Source organism: Actinocrinis sp. (genome assembly GCF_035605935.1).
Lineage (GTDB): Bacteria > Actinomycetota > Actinomycetes > Streptomycetales > Catenulisporaceae > Actinocrinis.
This window is the reverse complement of the sequence record NZ_DATNGK010000322.1, coordinates 1-18,450: the sequence shown is the minus strand read 5'-3', so window position 1 is coordinate 18,450 and position 18,450 is coordinate 1. Positions and strand designations below refer to the sequence as shown.

Genomic DNA, 18,450 nt, shown 5'->3' with positions numbered 1-18,450 from the left:
AGCCACGTGGCGCAGAGCACAGCGCCCCTTCTCGTCAGTACGACGAGAAGGGGCGTATGCTTGGGTCATGGCGCAGCTGCGGATCGCTCTGGCACAGATCAACCCGACCGTCGGCGACCTCGCCGGGAACGCGGCACTGATCCTCGACTCGGCCCGCAAGGCGGCCGCGGACGGTGCGCACATCCTGGCCGCGCCCGAGATGGCGCTCACCGGCTACCCGATCGAGGACCTCGCGCTGCGCCCCTCGTTCGTGCAGGCCGCCCGCGCCGCCCTCGATCAGCTCGCTACCCGGCTCGCGCAGGAAGGGCTCGGCGAGCTGGTGGTGATCGCCGGGTACCTCGACGGCATCGCGGACGACGCGCCGCGCATCGGCCGTCCCGCCGGCTCTCCGCTGGACGCGGCCGCTGTGATCCACCGCGGCTCGGTGCTGGTGCGCTCGGCCAAGCACCACCTGCCGAACTACGGCGTGTTCGATGAGTACCGGTACTTCGTGCCCGGCGACGTGCTGCCGGTGGTGCGCGTGCGCGGGATCGACGTCGCGCTGGTCATCTGCGAGGACCTGTGGCAGGACGGCGGACCGGTCGCCGCGGTGGCCGAGGCGAACGCCGGGCTGCTGCTGTCGATCAACGCCTCGCCGTACGAACTGAACAAGGACGACGTGCGGCACGACCTGCTGGCCAGGCGCGCCGCCGAGGCCGGTTGCCCCGTCGTCTACGTGAACCAGGTCGGCGGCCAGGACGAGCTGGTCTTCGACGGTGACACCCTCGTCGTCGCGGCGGACGGACAGGTGCTCGCCCGCGCGGGTCAGTTCACTGAGGAGCTGTTCGTCCTCGACCTCGAACTCCCGGCGGCCGAAGGCCCGGCGCAGGACGCGATCGCCAGCAATGGCCTGGCGATCCGCCGCGTCGTCGCCTCGACCGGCCCCGCCGAACCGTACGAGCCGCGTCCGGCCGTGATCGCCCCGCGCCTCGACGACCTCGGCGAGATCTACCAGGCGCTCGTCACCGGTCTGCGCGATTACGTGCGCAAGAACGGTTTCTCGACTGTGTTGCTCGGGCTCTCCGGCGGCATCGACTCGGCGTTGGTCGCGGCGATCGCCTGCGACGCGCTCCGCCCGCAGAACGTGTATGGCGTCTCGCTGCCCAGCCGCTACTCCTCGGACCACTCCAAGGACGACGCCGGGGACATGGCCCGGCGCACCGGCCTGCACTACGAGACCGTCCCGATCGCGCCGATGGTCGAGGCGTACCTCAAGACCCTCGCCGACTCGGGCACCGCGCTCACCGGCCTCGCCGAGGAGAACCTTCAGGCGCGGGTGCGCGGCACGGCGCTGATGGCGCTTTCGAACCAACGCGGGCACCTGGTGCTGGCGACCGGCAACAAGTCGGAACTCGCGGTTGGCTACTCGACCCTTTACGGGGACGCGGTCGGCGCGTTCGGGCCGATCAAGGACGTGTCGAAGACGCTGGTGTGGGCGCTGGCCAGGTGGCGCGACGAGGAGGCGGAGCGGCGCGGTGAGATTGCGCCGATCCCGCGCAACTCGATCGAGAAGGAGCCGAGCGCCGAGCTACGGCCGGGCCAGCGGGACACCGACTCGCTGCCGCCCTACGAGGTGCTCGACGAGATCCTGGAGCTTTACGTCAACGGCGATCACGGCCGCGAGGAGATCGAGGCGCGCGGCTTCGATCCGGAGCTGGTGCAGCGGGTGCTCAAACTGACCGACACGGCCGAGTACAAGCGCCGGCAGTACCCGCCGGGCACCAAGATCTCGGCCAAGGCCTTCGGGCGGGACCGGCGGCTGCCGATTACCTCCCGGTGGCGCGAGAGCGCCTGACGGGTCCTCTGGTCAGGTTCGGCTCAAGCGCGTCTGGGCACCGTGCTTACGCGCTGACGGGCTCGGTACCGCCGCGCTTGACCTTCACCGGCTTGTCGACGCCTGCCACGCGTACCGCGTCCGCGTCGGTTGACCTCGGTGCCGCGCCGCGCAGCAGATCGTCGGTGAGGCCGACGCTGAACTCCCGGCCCACCGGATCTCCCAGCGGGTGGCGGGTGACGTTCAGCATGGTCGAGGTCAGGATCAGCATCGTGCGCTCGACATCGAGGTCGGCGCGCAGTTCCCCGGTCGCGATGCCGCGCTGCAGCACCCTGCGATACAGGTCCCGGCGCGGCTCGATGACCACCTCGTGGTACCGGCGGTACAGCAACGGGTTCGCCTTGCCCACGTTCGTCAGCACGTTGTACGCCGAGCCACTGCTCTCCTCCTGCAGGTGCCGGCGCATCTTCTCGAGCAGGAAGATGAGATCCTCGCGCACCGAGGCGCCGGGCGGCGCGAATTTCTCCGCGTCCGGATGCAGGCGGCGGCAGATCGCGTCGATGACCAGCGCCTCCTTGTTGGGCCAGCGCCGGTAGATGGTGGCCTTCCCGACCTTCGCCTCGCCCGCGATCATCTCCATCGAGAGCGCGTCGAAGGTGGCGCCCTCGGAGAACAGGGTGAACACGGCGTCGAGGATCGCCTCCTCGGCCTGGTCGCTGCGCGGCCGACCCGGCCGCCGCGCCGCTGCTGCGGGCGCGGGCGGACCGGGCTGGACCTCGTCCTTCATCTTCATCGTCGAGTGCTCATCTATCCGGCTCGGAACCGTCCTCCAAGATTGACCTCATGACCCTATGCGCTCACGCTTTGGGCGGTCTGAGGCGCGCCATGAGTGGCACCGGAACCACTTCCCGCGCCGCGGCGCGGCAACCAGGCGAGCACCAGCAGCGCGGCCACTACGGCGACCCCCGAGGCGCACAGCGTCGAGACGTGCAGCGCGTGCACGAACGCGTTGTTGGCGGGGCCCAGCAGCTGGGTGGCCTGCGGGTGCTGCGCCGCGGACTGCGCGACAAAGCCCTGCGTCGCCTCGATCGAGCTGCTGACGTTGTGCGCGACACCCGACGGCACTCCGGATCCGGTCAGCACCGGCTCGATGCGGCTGCGGTACGCCGAGGTGAGCACCGTGCCCAGGACCGCGACGCCGAGCGCGCCGCCGACCTGACGGACCGTGTTGTTGATCGAGGAGCCGATCCCGGCGCGCTCGCGTGGCAGCGAGGTCATGACCGTCGTGGTCGCCGGCGGCATGACCAGCGCCATCGCGACGCCTTGGAGCGCCGCGATCACGCCGTAGACCCACATCGCCGAGTGCACGCCGATGAACTGATACAGCGACAGCGCGACCGCGATCAGCAGCAGGCCGCTGAAGGAGACCGAGCGCGCCCCGAACCTGTTGACGACATTCGCGGACAGTGGCGAGAAGATCACCTGAGCGGCCGCGAACGGCAGCACCCAGAGGCCCGCCTGCAGCGGCGTGTATCCGCGCACCGACTGGAGGTAGAAGGTCAGGAAGAACAGGCTGCCCATCATCGCGAAGAAGGACAGCGCGACGGAGATCACGGCCGCGGAGAACGGCCGGTTGCTGAACAACCGCACGTCCAGCGCGGGGTGGTCGGTGTTGCGTTCCCAGACCACGAACAGCGCCAGCAGCGCCACGCCGATCACCAGCGGGCCCCAGACCGCGGGCTTGCCCCAGTCGCCGGTGTCGCCGCCGTGGATGACGCCGTAGACGAAGATGACCAGGCCCGCCATGGAGAGCAGCACGCCGGCCGGGTCCAGCTTGCCCGGGTTCGGATTGCGCGACTCGGGGACGATGACGGTCATCGCGATCAGGCCGATGATGATGATCGGCACGTTGATCAGGAAGACCGAGCCCCACCAGAAGCTGTCCAGCAGCGCGCCGCCGACCACCGGGCCGATGGCGACCGCGAGGCCGACGGAGCCGGCCCACACGCCGATGGCCTTGCCCTGCTCCTGGCGGGGGAAGACGTTGGCGATCACGGCGAGGGTGCTGGGCATGATCGCGGCGCCGGCGAAGCCCATCGCGGCCCGCGCGGCGATCAGTTCGCCGGGGCTGCCGGCATAGGCGCACAGCACCGAGGTGATGCCGAACAGCACCATGCCGAGCATCAGGATCCGCTTGCGGCCCAGCCGGTCGGCCAGGATGCCCCAGGTGAACAGCAGTCCGGCGAAGATCAGCGTGTAGGAGTTGATCGACCATTCCAGGTCGGACTGGCTCGCGCCGAGGCCGTCCGGCTTGGGCAGCGCGATGGTCTTGAGCGCGACGTTGAGCACCGTGTTGTCGAGCACGACCACGAGTAGCGAGAAGACCAGCACGCCTAGGATCAGCCAGCGGCGCGGGTGGCCGGCGTCGGCGATGGGCGGCCCGTCCGCGGCGCGCGCCGCGGGAGAGTTCTGTGCCACGGGATCCCCTCCAAGGTTTCCCCAGGCCCCGCATGAATCGGGACCGTTCCGTTTCGTAATCCCGGTAATGCGGGGAGCCTACCCTGCCACTTTCCAATACGCAACCGTTCCGTATCTTTGCACGAAGGCGACGCAGCCGGGCGCGGAGCGGACGGCTCAAGACGAGGCAATGAGTCGGCAATGAAGGGTGGGGCTGGTGTTGCGTGCCAACGGGGTTTGGTAGGGTCACGCCCACTGTGAGCGAGGCATACCGGCGATCCGAGAGACACCGGGACGACGAGCCGTGGGCTCAGGGCTCTGAGCCGCGCCAGCGTACCCGGCAGTTGGGAATCGATCCAGGCCAGGCCGCGGAATTCCGCCGCCGACTGGACTATCAGGGCTCGGCGGAACTGATTCCGACCGCCGGACCTGACGCAGCGTCTGATCAGGGGCCTGCGATCAAGGCGGTCTGGGAGCCGGCACCGGCGCACGCGGCGACGACTGGGCCGGGCGCGCGTCGCCGGGACCGCCGCTCGCCCGGCCGGGCGAGCCAGTCCACCGCGAGCCAGGCACGCGCGAAGGCGGCGCGGCGCAAGAAGCGCTCCGTCCTGCTCGGCGGCGCGACCGCGGCGGCGGTGGCCGTCGGGGCGATCGGTTTCATGACTTTCCAGGGCGGCGGCGACTCGACGGCGAAGGGCGGGGCGGCCAACGTGATCCCGGTTTCCTCGCCGGGCGCCACCTCCACCGGCCGAGCCAACGGCACTATCGGCACCAGCCTCTCGGTCACCGCGAGTCCTTCGCGCTCCGCTACGCCGAGCCACTCCCCCACCCCGAGCGCGACGCAGACCAAGGCGGCGACGGGCACGGCCAGCGCGACGGCTACCCGCTCGGCCAGCCCAAGCCCGACGCCGCGTGCCTCCTCGACCAGGACCTGCTTCCTGATCTTCTGCGGCTGACCGGCGCTCGGCGACTAGGGCGCGTTTGAGAAGTAGCGTCGGATAAGGCCGCGGCGTCTGGCGCGTGCGATCGCAAGGCGGCGGAGCACCCTCATACCGGGTCGTCTGTGGGTGCTTCGCCAACACAGCGAGCGTGCGGGGCAGGCGCCGCGGCCCCGGCGATACTTCTCAAACGCGCCCTAGCAGCCGTCACGGTCCACCGACCCGATCCGCGGCGCGGACACGGGCGGCGAGTTCGGCCGCTGCGGCCCCGGGATCCGCCGCCTCGGTGATCGCGCGGACCACGACCACCCTGCGCGCGCCCGCCGCGATGACGTGATCGACCGTCTCGAGGTCGATGCCGCCGATCGCGAACCACGGCAGCGCCGACGGGTCTTGCGGCGGGGCCATCTTGGCTGCGTATTGCACTAGGCCCAGCCCGGGCGCCGCGCGACCGGGTTTGGTCGGTGTCGGCCAGCACGGGCCGACGCAGAAATATCCGGTCAGCGGGTCAGCCAGCGCCGCGTCGACCTGCTGCTCGCTGTGCGTCGAGCGGCCGAGCACGACGCCCGGCCCGGCGATGCGGCGCGCGAACGGCGTCGGCAGGTCGTCCTGGCCGAGATGCAGTACCGGTGCGCCCGCCGCGACGGCCACGTCTGCCCGGTCATTGACCGCGAGCAGCTTGCCGTGCCGCGCGCAGGCCTCGGCAAACTGCTCGAGCAGGGCCAGTTCGCGGCGCGCTTCCAGGCCCTTCTCGCGCAGTTGGATGATGTCGACGCCCCGGGAGAGCACCGCGTCCAGGAATTCGGCCAGATCGCCGCGGGCCCGCCTGCCGTCAGTGCACAGATACAGGCGGGCGGCGCCGTCAACTATCGCCACTGATCAGAAACCGAGCGCGTGCGCGCGGCGGCGCACCTCGGTGCCCCGATTCTGCGCCAGCGCCTCCACCGGGGTACCGGGCAGCGACTCATCCGGGGTGAACAGCCAGCGCAGCGCCTCCTCTTCGGAGAAGCGGTTGTCCGCCAGCAGGGTGAGGGTGCCGGGCAGCCCCTTGAGGATCTGCGGGCCGTCGAGGAAGGCCGCAGGCACCGAGAGGACCTTCGATTCGGGCCGGCGCACCGCCAGCAGCTGGCGCTCCTTGAGCAGCTGACGGGCGCGGCTGACCGGAAGGGAGAGGCGCTCGGCGACCTCGGGCAGGGTGAGCCAGGCGGGAACGAGCTCTTCGAGCTCGGCGGAAAGGGATGTCACGGTATCCAGATTGCCATGGCTATACGACACAGCCCAACGGATAGCCACGCCACGGGATGATCGCGGCCCGGAATCGCAACGACGGCCGATCGGCGGAAACTTCCAGCCCCGGGTTTACCCCACGCTCAGCAAAAAGCCCTAGGGTGTCGGCCTATGGAAAACACCACGACCCAGAACGGCGAGGAGTCCGAGACGGAGACCGTCTCGACCGCCGTCTCCGAGCCCGAGATCGCGGAGCCGGAGCAGCCCGAGGAACTCGCCGAGTTCGACGAGGGAGATGACGACGGCGACGAGCCGGTCGGTTCCGGCTTCGTCTCCGGAGCCTTCGGCCTCACCTCTCTCGTGCTCGCCATCGTCTCGCTGACCGGCGGCTGGCTCGGCACCGTGTACGGCGCGCGCGCCGAGTACGTCGCCGAGCTCAAGACCAAGACGCAGAGCACGCAGGCCTCGCTCGACGCGTTCCACAGCAGCTGGCACGGCCAGGCGGCGCTCGGCGGCATCTTCGCGCTCGCCGCGCTGCTGTTCGGCGCCGGCGTGCTGGCCTCCCCGGCGCTGCTGCTGAGCGGCAAGACCCCCGGCTGGGCTCGCGCCACCGCCCTCGGCGGCCTGATCCTCGGCGCGATCGGCCTGCTGCTGGCGATCCTGGCCTGGTTCAACATCATCGCCCCCGGTCTGACCGCACCCCCGGCCGCCGCGGGCTGAGCACCCATGCCGCACGTCCACGGCGCCGTCCTGCCCGCGTGAGCTTTTCAACGCGACCGATTACGCGGGGCGGCGCCGGATAGACTTGCGGTAACGAACAGCAGCAGCACGGGAGCCCGCCGCGGCGGGTTGAGAGGGGGGCACGCGGCCCCCGACCGTTTGAACCTGGCCCTGCGCCCTTTGGGAGCTGGGCGGAGGGAGCGGAACGATGGATGCGCCTGAGATCGCCATCCCGCACGCACGGCCGCGTACCGACTACGACGCGGTGATCGTCGGCGCCGGGGTGATCGGACTGGCGGTCGCCTGGCGAGCTGCCCAACGGGGAGTTCGGGTGGCGCTGGTCGATCCCGAACCCGGTTCGGGCGCCTCGCATGCCGCGGCGGGAATGCTGGCCCCGGTCACCGAGGCCCATTACGGCGAGGAACAGCTGCTGCGGCTGAATCTCGCCTCGGCCCGCCGATACCCCGAATTCGTCGCCGAACTGGAAGAGGTCTCGGGCACCTCGGCCGGTTTTTCGGCCGGCGGCACGCTCGCCGTCGCGTTCGACTCCGGCGACCGGGCGGTCCTGGCCGATCTGGCCGAATTCCACCAGCGCCTCGGGCTCGCCTCCGAGCCGCTGACCGGCCGCGAGTGCCGCGCCCATGAGCCGCTGCTGGCTCCGGACGTGCAGTCGGGCCTGCTGGTCTCGGGTGATCATCAGATCGACAACCGGATGCTGATCGCGGCGCTGCTCACCGCGATCGGCCGCGCGCACGTGCAACTGCATCGCGAGCGCGTCGCGGAACTGCTGATCGAGCACGACGCGGCCGCCGGTGTGCGGCTGGCTGACGGCCGGATCCTGCACGCCCAGCGCGTCGTGCTGGCCGCCGGTTGCCGCTCGACCTCGATCCCGGGCCTGCCTTCCGGAGTGCTGCCGCCGATCCGGCCGGTCAAAGGCCAGATTCTGCGCCTCTCGGTGCCCGCGAGCGCGGCGCCTTTCCTCAGCCACGCGGTACGCGGTGTGGTGCGCGGGCGGCAGGTGTACTTGGTGCCGCGCGAGCATGGTGAACTGGTCATCGGCGCGACCGTTGAAGAGCAGGGCTTTGACACGCAGGTGACTGCGGGCGGCGTCTACGAACTGCTGCGCGCCGCACACGGTCTCGTGCCTGATGTCGGTGAGCTGCCACTCACGGAAGTACGTGCGGGCCTGCGGCCCGGTTCACCGGATAACGCACCGATTCTCGGTGCCACCGATCTGCCAGGCCTGATCGCGGCCACTGGACACTTCCGCAACGGCGTGCTGCTCACGCCAATCACGGCTGACGCGATCGCCGAGTGCCTGGTAACCGGGCAGCTGCCTGAGGAGGCCGCCGCCTTCGTACCGCAGCGCTTCGGCAAGGAACTCGGGCGGTTCGCGAAGAAGGCCGCGTTTGCATGACCATGACGCCCATACGTGTCGTGGTGAACGGACAGTCTGAGTCCTATCCCGCGGACACCACGCTCGGCGCGGTCGTCAGCCAACTGCGCCCTAGCCGGACAGGTATCGCTGTAGCGGTCGGCGACGCCGTCGTACCGCGCACCGAATGGGATTCCAGACGCCTGCGTGACGGCGACGAGATCGAAATCCTGACGGCAGTTCAGGGCGGATGAAGACAGCGTTGATAACTGCGGCGAAAACGAGGGGGAGCAGTGCCTGAAAGTGCAGCGCTCGCGCATGCCACCGACACATTCGAGCTCGCCGGAAAGTCCTTCGCCTCGCGGCTGATCATGGGCACCGGCGGCGCTCCCAGCCTCGTTGCTCTTGAGGATGCCCTCGTCGCTTCAGGCACCGAGCTGACCACCGTCGCGCTACGGCGCGTAGCTCCGGGTACCGCCGGGTCAGTGCTTGATCTGCTCACCGCGCTCAAAATCCAGGTGCTGCCTAACACCGCCGGTTGCCATACCGCACGCGAGGCTGTGCGTACCGCACGCATGGCGCGCGAGGCGCTGGAGACCGACTGGGTGAAGCTCGAAGTCGTCGCCGACGAGGACACGCTGCTACCCGATCCCGTCGAGCTGCTCGACGCGGCACAGACCCTTGTCGCCGATGGGTTCACCGTGCTGCCCTACACGAACGACGATCCGGTGCTCGCGCGCCGCCTCGAACAGGCCGGCTGCGTAGCTGTGATGCCGCTCGGAGCACCGATCGGCTCGGGTCTGGGCATCCGCAACCCGCACAACCTGGAACTGATCGTGCGCGGCGCGAGCGTGCCGGTGATCCTCGACGCCGGAATCGGTACCGCCTCCGACGCCGCGCTCGCGATGGAACTGGGCTGCTCAGCCGTGCTGCTGGCTTCGGCGGTCACCAGAGCCCAGAACCCGGCCCGGATGGCGGCGGCGATGCGGCACGCGGTGACCGCCGGGCGGCTCGCGCACCTGGCCGGACGCATCCCGCAGCGCTTCCACGCCCGCGCCTCCTCCCCCGGCCTCGCCGAGACTCCAGCCTTCTGAGCAGGCATTTCCCCCGTCGGACCGCGGGCGTTCGAGCCCTGCCGTACCAGCTTCGACACAGTCGCGTTTCGGCAGACCCCGCTGTCGCAAGCACCGCCTACACTCGGTGAACGTGGAGGCTCCTTCGCGGCATGGATCGGTGCTGGACGGCGCGCTGATCGGGCGGACGCTCGACGGCCGGTACGCCGTGCAGTCCCGCCTTGCCCAAGGCGGTATGGCGACCGTGTATCGCGCCTGGGACAACCGGCTTGACCGGCTCGTCGCGCTCAAGGTGATAGACCCCGAGCTGGCCCGGCACCCCGAGTACGTCGCCCGCTTCATCCGCGAGGCGAAGTCAGCCGCACGGCTCAGTCACCCGAACATTGTCGCCGTCTACGACCAGTCCGGTCAGCCGCCGCTGGCGTACCTGGCGATGGAGTACGTCCCCGGCGAGACGCTGCGCCAGCTGCTTGGCCGCCGTGGCCGGCTGGCCCCGCGCGAGGCGCTTGAGGTGCTGGACGCGATGCTGGCCGGCCTGGCCGCGGCGCACCGCGCCGGAATCGTGCACCGGGACGTCAAGCCGGAGAATGTGCTGCTCAACGACGCGGTGCTGAACAGCCGGCAGGGCTCTTACGCGGCAGCGGTCAAGGTCACCGACTTCGGCCTGGCCCGCACCGCGACCGCCGACCAGGGGCCGGGGACCACCCTGGCTTCCTCGCTCGGCGGCGCAGTACCCGGCGGCGGCCTGATCGGCACCGTCTCCTACCTCGCCCCGGAATTGGTGCAGAGCGGGACCTGCGACGCGCGCTCCGACGTGTACTCGGCCGGGATCGTGCTGTTCGAGCTACTCACCGGGCGCAAGCCGTTCACCGGCGGCAGCCCGATGGAGATCGCGCGGCGGCACGTCACCGAGCGGGTCCCGGCGCCCTCCCTGCTGCTGCCGGGTCTCGACCCGGCGCTCGACGCCCTGGTCGCCTCGGCCACCGCGCGCGACCCGAACGTCCGGCCGGCCGACGCGACCGCGTTCCGCGAGCAGGTGCGCGCCGTGTACGCGAACCTGCCGGACACCGCGCTGAACTTCGGCGCGCGCCCCGGTCCCGAGTCGACGCTGCCGCTGCCCCCGGAACCGACCCGCACCGCGGAGCCAACGAGGAACTTCGCCGCCGCCCAGCCGAATATCAGGCCGCGCACATCGCCGCGTCAGGGTTATGTCGTGGATGACGCACCACCGCGCCGCTCACACAAGGGTCTGATCATCTTCGTGGTGATACTGATCCTGGCCGCGGCGGCCGGAATAGGCGCCTGGCTGTACGGCCGCCTGGCGTTCGAGAACACCCCGAACCTGGTCGGCCTCACCCAGTCTCAGGCTACGAACACGCTGGCGAACGACGGGCTCAAGTACACGATAGCCACCACGTACAGCGACAAGGTGGCGGTCGGCGACGTGGTCTCGGTCTCGCCTAGTCCCGGAACGCCGGTGAAGCAGGGCGCTGTGATCACGCTGACCGTGTCGAAGGGGCAGCAGGACATCACGGTCCCGAACGTGTCCGGCCAGAACCAGGACGACGCGACCAACGCGCTCAAGCAGCGTGGTTTCACAGTGGCCGTGGCCACGGACCAAGCCTCCTCGGGCACCGTACCGAAGGGCTCGGTGGTCTCCTACACGCCGAAGGGATCGGCGCCCGCGGGCAGCACGATCACGCTGACCATCTCCAGCGGCCCGAAGCAGGTCGTGGTGCGTGACGTGACCGGCATGACGGTCGAGGACGCCACTGCCGCGCTCGAGGCGCAGGGCTTCAGCGTGCAGACCACGCGGCTGCTCCCGTTCGTCGACAGCGTCGGCCGGCAGTCGCCAGGCGGCGGCTCCAGCGTCGACTACGGCTCGACGATCACGCTGTACATCTTCTAGATGCGACGAGACCCGTATTCCGCGCCATCGCGCGGAACGGCTTCCGCCACGGCCGGACTGCTCGGTGTCACGCTGGTCTGGGGCGGCTCCTTCGTGCTGACCAAGGACGCGCTCGCCGAGGTGCCGGTCGCGGACCTGATGTTCGAACGCTTCGCGCTCGCGACCGCCGTGCTGCTCGCGATCCGGCCCCGCGCGCTGCGCGCACTCGGCCGCACCGGCTGGCGGCACGGAGTGCTCATCGGCCTGATCCTCGCGTTCAGCTGCCTGACCCAGACCTATGGCCTGCGCACCACCCCGGCATCAGTGTCCGCATTCATCACCGGCCTGTTCGTGGTCTTCACCCCGGCCCTCAGCGCGCTGGTGCTGCGCACCCGGATCGCGGCGGCCACCTGGGCCGGGGCCGCGCTGGCCACGATCGGCCTCGGCCTGCTGACGCTCGATCTCCCGGGCAGCGGCCTGATCGGGACCGGCGAGCTGCTCACCCTGCTCTGCGCGGTGGGCTGGGCCGCCCACATCACGGCGGTCGGCGCGTGGACCGAGCAGCACGATCCGTACGCGCTGGCCGTCGTGCAGCTCGCGACGACGACGGCCGTGTGCCTCCTCGTCGGGCTGCCGTCGGCGCTCGGCCGTGGCGCGATCGGGTTGCCAAGCCGCGGTCAAGATTGGCTCACCCTCGGGTACACCGCGCTGCTGTGCACAGCCGCCGCGTTTTTCGTGCAGACCTTCGCGCAGCGGCGGATCTCGGCAACCCGGACCGCGGTGGTGATGACGATGGAACCGGTGTTCGGCGCGTTGGCCGCCCGGCTCGCCGGTGAGCACTTACCGGCGCGCGGGTACTTCGGCGCCGCGCTCGTACTGGTAGCGATGTACCTCGTTGAGCTGCGGCCCAACCCTGCCGACCCGCCGCGCGAGACGTCGGAGCCTGATCGAGATCTGCTATGGTGCCGAGACAATCAGTACTCGTCGACACGATCCTCGTCGACACCGCACACTCAGACACTGCGACTGCGAGCGATGGCCACCATCCATGGATCAGATGCGCGCGGCACCGACCCGTAACTCCGAATATCCGTGGGACGCGTTCGACCCCTTCGACTACCTCGTACACAACTATTCGCGCCTGCGCGCGGACGACGAGGAGATCCTGGCCCTGACTCAGGCCTGGTTCGCCGAACACGCCGGCCGCCCGGGCGCTGTGAACGGCGCGGCGGCAGTGAAGGGCTCGGGAGCGCACGGCATCGACGTCGGCTGCGGACCTAACTTGTATCCCGGCCTCGCGATGCTGCCGCTGTGCCGCAGCGTCACCCTCGTCGACTACTCCCACAGCAACATCGCCTGGCTGCGCTCACACCTGGCGCACTGCGGCGAGATCTGGCGGCCTTACTGGGAGCGGATCTCCCCCCAGGACTGCCGCGGCCGCTTCGAGCAGGCCCGCGGCTGGCTCGCCGAACGCGGCCGGATACAGCACGGCAGCGTCTTCGACCTGCCAGCGCAGACCTGGGACCTGGGCACGATGTTCTTCGTCGCCGAGTCGATCACGGCCGACTACGCCGAGTTCGACCGCGCGGTCTCCCGATTCCTGCGGGCGCTGCGTCCCGGCGCGCCGTTCGCGGCCGCTTTCATGGAGTATTCACAGGGCTATGAGATAGCGGGCGTCCCGTTCCCCGCGGTGGGCGTCGGCGCAACGGAGTTGCGCGACTGCCTCGCGAACCGAGCGACGGAGGTGTGCATCCACCGGATCCCCACCGGCGCCCAACCGCTGCGTCGCGGCTACAGCGGAATGCTGCTGGCGCTGGGAATAACGACCTGATCCAAATGACCACCTGACGCCCCGACACGCGACGTACGATGATTCAGAGCGCTTCGAGCCGACCGGGCCGAACCGATAGACTCTCGCCGCTGACTTCGAGGTCTGACGGGGCAGGGACCCGCCGGGCCGGACGCTCACCCGCACTTCGTTCCCGCCCACGCCACGTTCGGAGCGCCGATGAGAGCGAACGTCGAGAACATCGAACCGCGCCGGCGGCTGCTTGAGGTGTGGAGCGCGGTCGGCGACTTCGCGATGCAGGATCGCAAATGGCGCTGGCAGGGCCGGCAGGAGCCGAACTCGATCGCCGACGCCGAACAGCTGCTGTGCGTGCTCCAGCCGGCCACGGCGCTCTCGGCGCTGCGGCTCGCGGACCCGGACGAGACCTCCGAGGACGCCAAGGCGGCGCTGCACGGCTTCGGCAGCGAGTCGCAGATCCCGCGCGCGATCATCGAGATCCTCGAGGACTACCTCGGCCGCTACACCGTTCCCAACGGTCCGCCCTCCTTCGCCGGCGGCAGCGCGTTCATCCCGTGGAAGACCGGCGACAAGCTCTCCGCCGAGCAGCGCGACCTGGACCTGCTGGTCTCGTTCACCACCTCGATCACCCTGTGCCTGTCCGCGCTGGAGTTCCTGCAGGATTACGAGCGCACCACCGCGCGCGGAAGCTGGCTCAAGCGCGCGACGGAGTTGCGCCGCCGGGTCGACGAGCGGCTGACCGGCGCGCTGGTCGGCTTGACCCGAGGCTTCACCACCAACCTGATCGAGCCGGACACGCCGGAAGGCCGCAACCTGATCCGGATGCTCGATCAGGGCGAGAGCGGCGACACCCAGCTGGTCATCAGCGGGTTCAACCGGCGGATGAACGAGGTGCGCGGCCGGCTGAGCGAGGCCCGGCTCGGTGTGACCATCGAGTCCGGGATCGACGACCCGAGCGTGCTGTTCGAGCTCGGCTGGACCTGGGGCATCGCGAAGGACGCGCCGCCGGTCGAGCTGGACGAGGCCGCCGGGATCGCGACGACTCAGCGCGATGGAATCGCGCTGTCGGCGCCCTTCCTCTACTTCACGTTGATGGCTCTGGACGCGATCGAGCAGCTGACCCGCGACCGCGTGCGCGTGCTCGGCCTGCTGAATCCGCTGCAGGACCGCCTGGCCACGGCCCTCGGCCTGCGCCGTGACCTGACCCAGATCTACTGGTCCCGGCTCGCCAGGTTCGGCGAGGGCCGCTGGCCGCTGGAAGACCTGCCCTGGCGCACGGTGGACGACACCGAGAACGACTACTACAGCCTCGCGGTCTCCGGCCTGCTGATCCAGGATCTGCGCCAGCGCACCGCCAGCGAGGCGGATCTGCAGCGGGTCGAACCGCTGCTGGCCGAGCTGGCCACCCGGTCCCGGATCACCCGTCGCGCGCTGCGTGACGATCCGGCGCTCGCGCTGCACGAGCCCGGCCTCAAGATCGAGCTCGAAGGCTCGGAGGAAATGGGCTCTCCGATGGCGTATCAGCTCGCGGACTTCGCGCCGGTGCTGCTTAAGCGCACCACGCAGCTGGCCGAGCTGACCATCGACCCGAGGACCCGTGACCGGCTCCTCGGCCTGGCCACGCAGCTGTGGAACCACCTGACCTCCAGGCGGATCGACGGCGGTAAGGCTTCCGGGCTGTGGGACGACCCCGGCCGGGCCTATGACGGCATCAACGTGCGGTACGACGAGCCGCTGTGGTCCACGAACGCGCGGATCGTAGACGCGCTGATCTCCTCGGCGAATGCGCTGAACACCCGTCAGACGCACAGCGAGGTGCTCAGCGATACCGCCGCCGCAATGGTCAGCGAGGCGGAGTTCCTGCTCAACCAGCAGCAGATGAGCACGCCCGCGCTCAGCGCCTCGCCGATGCAGCGCGGCCTCGAAGAGATCCGCACCTCGCTGCAACGAGCCAGAGCCCTGATCGACGCCCAGCCGTCCACGGCGATCGCGCTGTGCGTGAACGCGGTCGCACAGCTGGATAAGAACTCACAAGCGCGTCTCGACGCCCGCGGCGGCCGGGAGTAGCCAACTGATGATCATCTTCTCCGTGTCGCACAAAGGCGGGACCGGCCGGTCTGTGACCAGCACGAACCTCGCCTACCGTGCCGCACTGCGCGGGTACAACACCTGCTACCTCGACTTCGACTTCGGCTCCCCGACGATCGGCACCATCTTCGACGTGGAGAGCGCGATCGACGGCGTGATCGGCAACGGGCTGCACGACTTCCTCGGCGGACGCGCGGCCCAGGCGCAGCGCATCAACGTCTGGACCGAGTCGAAGGTGGGCGGCTCGGGACAGCCGCCAGGCGCGGGCTCGCTCGTGCTGCTGCCGGGCAGCCGGGGCGGCGGCGAGTTCAACGTGGACAAGACGACGGTGGACCTGTGCACCCAGCTGTTCATCAAACTGGACGAGGAGTTCGACCTGATCCTGGTGGACCTGAGCGCCGGCCGGTCGTTCGCCGTGGAGCTGGCGCTGCAGTGCACCGCGCGGCCGGCGCTGAGCATGGTCCCGGCCCGCTGGCTGGTCTTCCACCGCTGGACCAGGCAGCACGTGCGGGCCGCGGCCGACCTCGTGTACGGCGAGCGCGGCCTGCTGAGTTCGGCAACGTCCACGGGCCATGACAAAGACGTCATGCGTACCCTGATCCGGTTCGTGCGCACGGCGTACATCGATCCGCATTCGAGCGCGAACGCCTATCTGGAACCGGCCCAGCAGAACTGGCTGTTCGAGATGGACCGGGACCTGGAGAGCCTGGCGGCGCGGCTGAACCTGGGCCGCTCGGTGCGGCTGGGCAGCGTGAACCTCGACGCGGTGCTCCAGTGGCGCGAACAGCTGATCACCGATCGGGATGTGAACACGCTGGGCATCGCGAACAAGAAGACCGTCGAGGCGTACGAGTCGCTGGCGCAGGCGATCACCGACCCCGCGGTCTGGGAATCGATCTGACCGCGATGGACACCAGTTTCCGGGAGACCACGACGCTGCGGCGGGTGCAGGACGTCGCGTACTCGCACCTGTCCGTCGAACTCGACCACCTCTACATGGAGGACTTCCTACTGGGCGAGCGGCATCTGCGCTCCCGGATAGCGCAGGTCGCGCCGTGGTTCCAGACCGCCGTGCACACCTTCACCTCGCGCGGCCTGACCAAGCGCCCGCGCATCAGCACCTGCTTCCTGGTCGACGACTATTTCAGCGAGCTGATCCCACCGGCCGACCTGATTCCGATGCTGCGCGAGGCCGCGGCGCGGGAGGAGGTGCGAGTCGACTACGTGGCGCGCGAATCGGCCTGCGCGGTGAGCGACGGGGTCGAGGTCGCGGCGATCGTGGCGGGCCGGCTGGTCTCGGTTCCGGTTGAGGGCACCGACGGCTCGCGTCCGCCCGTGGCCGAGTCGGGTTGGCTGTCCAACGGCCAGCGCTCCCCGGCCGGTCCCGCCGAGGCGCTGCGCGTTCAGCGCTGGCAGCCGCCGGTCGAAGCCGAGGCGCGGACGCACTCGATCTTCGTGGACGTGCAGCTGTGGTCGCAGGAGAAGGACGGCTCGCGGCTGTGGTCCTGTCCGATGCTGGCCGCGGTCTGGCAGCTCTCCCGGCTCGGCCTGCTGCGCGATCACGGCCGCACGATCATCCAGCCGCGGCCGCTGCCGGAGGAACTGCCGAGTGAATGGTCTGCGATGCCGGCGGTGATGCAGCTCAACCCGAGCGCGATGCCGTTCCACGGCTACCGCACGCTTTCCCTGCTGGACAACCGCTTCCTCGGCATCGAGCACGCGGTACGGGTGATCCTGGACCAGGTCGGCCAGGACGACGAGGTGATGGAGCGGGTGCTGCAACGCGCGGACCAGGAGGGCATGCAGCTCGCACCGGAAGTGACCGGCCGGATCGCGTACACGTTCATGACGGATTTCTGATCATGCGCACGCAGGCTAGCCCCAGTTACCCCGCGGCGCCGGGCGATACCGCGGCGCGGGTGACCGTGGCGGTCGGCGAGGTCCGCACCGGACTGCTGCGCCACGGCGCCAGCCTGACCCGCGACGCGACGGCCCGGCTGCTCGATCTGCTGCCCGGCGAGCCGGTGCTCGAGTCGCAGCGGCCGATCGACCACGCGCTCTCCCCCGACGTCGTCAACGGCGTGGACTGCAATGTCCTGACGTCGAAAGGGGCGCGGGTGCGCGCGGTGGGCACGCTGCTCACACACGCCGCGGTCACCGGCGGCCGCATCCTGCAGACCTCGACGTTCACCCGGATCGACGCGACCGGTTCGCAACGCCGCCAGCCGTGGTCGCACTACACCGCTCATCCGGGCCGGCTCGAGACCCTGGGCCGCGCGGACGCCGGTGACCTAGCGGCGGGATTCGCCGGGCTGACCGAAAGCCCGGCCGGATGCCTGGACGTGGGCGCGGTGTGCGAGCGACTGGCCCGGCGGCTTCAGTCCTCCCCGTTGCTTGACGGCCGCCCGCCGATCAAGTCGCAGTGGACGCGCACCCGCTGGACCGCGCTGTATGTCGCGGAAAACGATGACCGCAAGACCCCGCAGGCCAACTTCGAGCTGCGCCATGACAACATCCGCGCGATCAGTCTGCTCGTGCCCTACGAGCTGCGCGAGGCGTATCGCGCCGACGCAGTGCTCGAACTCGTCCGCGACCTCGCGCTGCACGACTGGGTGCTCACCACGCTCACCCAGCGCATCGAGCGGATCCGCTCCGTCTCCGGTGATCTGACGCGATCGATCAGTGAGCTGAATCCGACCGTCAGCAACCTGCTTCACCTCTGGATGCCCGCCGCACGGGTGCCACCGGAGCTGGAAGAGGTGTGGGAGGGGTTCGAGCGGCGACCCGGGTTCAGCCGGCAGTGGGACACGTCCGTCGGCTGGGTGCGTGACCAGCTCTCGCTGCACACGCTGCAGCTGCTCAGCTCCTTCGAGCGCACTGCTCCGCCGCACCGCACGTAGGTGCCATAGACGCCCTTGCCGCCTAAGAGGGCGTCTGATCCCATTTTGGGGTCTAACGTCACGCACTATCAGCGGCGGATTGCCGCAATTGTCGGGTACGGCACAGCGAATCGGCCAAGCGGCGGGCCTGGCAAGGCGCCGGAGCATCTTCGCGCTCCTCATTC

17 protein-coding genes are annotated in these 18,450 nt (G+C 69.8%); 13 read left to right on the top strand and 4 right to left on the bottom strand.

Going from position 1 to position 18,450, the window contains the following annotated elements:
* Nucleotides 1-67 precede the first annotated feature (67 nt).
* Nucleotides 68-1,834 (top strand): NAD+ synthase, encoded by a 1,767-nt coding sequence (locus VN779_RS25945; protein WP_325727932.1) that lies wholly within the window; start codon nt 68-70, stop codon nt 1,832-1,834.
* A gap of 46 nt (nt 1,835-1,880) precedes the next feature.
* On the opposite strand, the gene VN779_RS25940 is transcribed toward VN779_RS25945, so the two are convergent.
* Together VN779_RS25940 and VN779_RS25935 are read right to left on the bottom strand one after the other, a co-directional pair.
* On the bottom strand, nt 1,881-2,606 hold the full coding sequence (locus tag VN779_RS25940; protein ID WP_325727930.1) for a TetR/AcrR family transcriptional regulator: 726 nt from the start codon (nt 2,604-2,606) through the stop codon (nt 1,881-1,883).
* Nucleotides 2,607-2,662: 56 nt separating this feature from the next.
* Nucleotides 2,663-4,291, bottom strand: a complete 1,629-nt coding sequence (locus VN779_RS25935) for an MFS transporter (protein ID WP_325727928.1) — start codon at nt 4,289-4,291, stop codon at nt 2,663-2,665.
* Nucleotides 4,292-4,527: 236 nt separating this feature from the next.
* Between VN779_RS25935 and VN779_RS25930 the strand changes: the two genes are divergently transcribed.
* Nucleotides 4,528-5,226, top strand: a complete 699-nt coding sequence (locus VN779_RS25930) for a hypothetical protein (protein WP_325727926.1) — start codon at nt 4,528-4,530, stop codon at nt 5,224-5,226.
* A gap of 189 nt (nt 5,227-5,415) precedes the next feature.
* Here VN779_RS25930 and thiE read toward each other — a convergent pair whose 3' ends face one another.
* Both thiE and VN779_RS25920 read right to left on the bottom strand, forming a co-directional pair.
* Nucleotides 5,416-6,084, bottom strand: coding sequence for a thiamine phosphate synthase (thiE, locus tag VN779_RS25925; RefSeq protein WP_325727925.1), 669 nt, complete (start codon nt 6,082-6,084; stop codon nt 5,416-5,418).
* 3 nt (nt 6,085-6,087) lie between these two features.
* Entirely contained in the window at nt 6,088-6,453 is a 366-nt protein-coding gene (locus VN779_RS25920) for an Rv2175c family DNA-binding protein (RefSeq protein ID WP_325727923.1), read from the bottom strand.
* Between the two features lie 153 nt (nt 6,454-6,606).
* Between VN779_RS25920 and VN779_RS25915 the strand changes: the two genes are divergently transcribed.
* The 11 genes from VN779_RS25915 to VN779_RS25865 all read left to right on the top strand — a co-directional run bounded on the left by VN779_RS25915 (nt 6,607) and on the right by VN779_RS25865 (nt 18,286).
* Nucleotides 6,607-7,155: a hypothetical protein gene (locus VN779_RS25915; RefSeq protein ID WP_325727921.1), complete on the top strand. Its 549-nt coding sequence runs from the start codon at nt 6,607-6,609 to the stop codon at nt 7,153-7,155.
* Nucleotides 7,156-7,363: 208 nt separating this feature from the next.
* Nucleotides 7,364-8,572, top strand: a complete 1,209-nt coding sequence (gene thiO, locus VN779_RS25910) for a glycine oxidase ThiO (RefSeq protein WP_325727919.1) — start codon at nt 7,364-7,366, stop codon at nt 8,570-8,572.
* The gene (gene thiS, locus VN779_RS25905; protein ID WP_325727917.1) at nt 8,569-8,784 is read left to right on the top strand and encodes a sulfur carrier protein ThiS; all 216 of its coding nucleotides are present in this window, start codon (nt 8,569-8,571) and stop codon (nt 8,782-8,784) included. Before thiO ends, thiS begins: the two co-directional genes overlap by 4 nt.
* Nucleotides 8,785-8,823: 39 nt before the next feature.
* Nucleotides 8,824-9,624, top strand: a complete 801-nt coding sequence (locus VN779_RS25900; protein WP_325727915.1) for a thiazole synthase — start codon at nt 8,824-8,826, stop codon at nt 9,622-9,624.
* Nucleotides 9,625-9,736: 112 nt separating this feature from the next.
* Nucleotides 9,737-11,512, top strand: a complete 1,776-nt coding sequence (pknB, locus tag VN779_RS25895; RefSeq protein ID WP_325727913.1) for a Stk1 family PASTA domain-containing Ser/Thr kinase — start codon at nt 9,737-9,739, stop codon at nt 11,510-11,512.
* Nucleotides 11,513-12,571 carry a DMT family transporter gene (locus tag VN779_RS25890; RefSeq protein ID WP_325727911.1) on the top strand — a complete coding sequence of 353 codons (1,059 nt, stop codon included), beginning with the start codon at nt 11,513-11,515 and terminating at the stop codon, nt 12,569-12,571.
* Nucleotides 12,549-13,322: an SCO2525 family SAM-dependent methyltransferase gene (locus VN779_RS25885; protein ID WP_325727910.1), complete on the top strand. Its 774-nt coding sequence runs from the start codon at nt 12,549-12,551 to the stop codon at nt 13,320-13,322. Before VN779_RS25890 ends, VN779_RS25885 begins: the two co-directional genes overlap by 23 nt.
* Nucleotides 13,323-13,499: 177 nt before the next feature.
* Entirely contained in the window at nt 13,500-15,365 is a 1,866-nt protein-coding gene (locus VN779_RS25880; protein ID WP_325727908.1) for an SCO2524 family protein, read from the top strand.
* Nucleotides 15,366-15,372: 7 nt separating this feature from the next.
* Nucleotides 15,373-16,287, top strand: coding sequence for an SCO2523 family variant P-loop protein (locus tag VN779_RS25875; protein WP_325727906.1), 915 nt, complete (start codon nt 15,373-15,375; stop codon nt 16,285-16,287).
* Nucleotides 16,288-16,292: 5 nt separating this feature from the next.
* A complete protein-coding gene (locus VN779_RS25870; protein WP_325727904.1) occupies nt 16,293-17,246 on the top strand; it encodes an SCO2522 family protein in 954 nt (317 codons plus the stop codon).
* A gap of 2 nt (nt 17,247-17,248) precedes the next feature.
* Nucleotides 17,249-18,286, top strand: a complete 1,038-nt coding sequence (locus VN779_RS25865) for an SCO2521 family protein (protein ID WP_325727902.1) — start codon at nt 17,249-17,251, stop codon at nt 18,284-18,286.
* Nucleotides 18,287-18,450 lie beyond the last annotated feature (164 nt).

Bases quoted from the DNA above. Each gene is read 5' to 3' on its own strand.
- VN779_RS25945 (WP_325727932.1), top strand. From the start codon at position 68: ATGGCGCAGCTGCGGATCGCTCTGGCACAGATCAACCCGACCGTCGGC.
- VN779_RS25940 (WP_325727930.1), bottom strand. From the start codon at position 2,606: ATGAAGATGAAGGACGAGGTCCAGCCCGGTCCGCCCGCGCCCGCAGCA.
- VN779_RS25915 (WP_325727921.1), top strand. From the start codon at position 6,607: ATGGAAAACACCACGACCCAGAACGGCGAGGAGTCCGAGACGGAGACC.
- thiO (WP_325727919.1), top strand. From the start codon at position 7,364: ATGGATGCGCCTGAGATCGCCATCCCGCACGCACGGCCGCGTACCGAC.
- thiS (WP_325727917.1), top strand. From the start codon at position 8,569: ATGACCATGACGCCCATACGTGTCGTGGTGAACGGACAGTCTGAGTCC.
- VN779_RS25890 (WP_325727911.1), top strand. From the start codon at position 11,513: ATGCGACGAGACCCGTATTCCGCGCCATCGCGCGGAACGGCTTCCGCC.
- VN779_RS25885 (WP_325727910.1), top strand. From the start codon at position 12,549: ATGCGCGCGGCACCGACCCGTAACTCCGAATATCCGTGGGACGCGTTC.
- VN779_RS25880 (WP_325727908.1), top strand. From the start codon at position 13,500: ATGAGAGCGAACGTCGAGAACATCGAACCGCGCCGGCGGCTGCTTGAG.
- VN779_RS25875 (WP_325727906.1), top strand. From the start codon at position 15,373: ATGATCATCTTCTCCGTGTCGCACAAAGGCGGGACCGGCCGGTCTGTG.
- VN779_RS25870 (WP_325727904.1), top strand. From the start codon at position 16,293: ATGGACACCAGTTTCCGGGAGACCACGACGCTGCGGCGGGTGCAGGAC.
- VN779_RS25865 (WP_325727902.1), top strand. From the start codon at position 17,249: ATGCGCACGCAGGCTAGCCCCAGTTACCCCGCGGCGCCGGGCGATACC.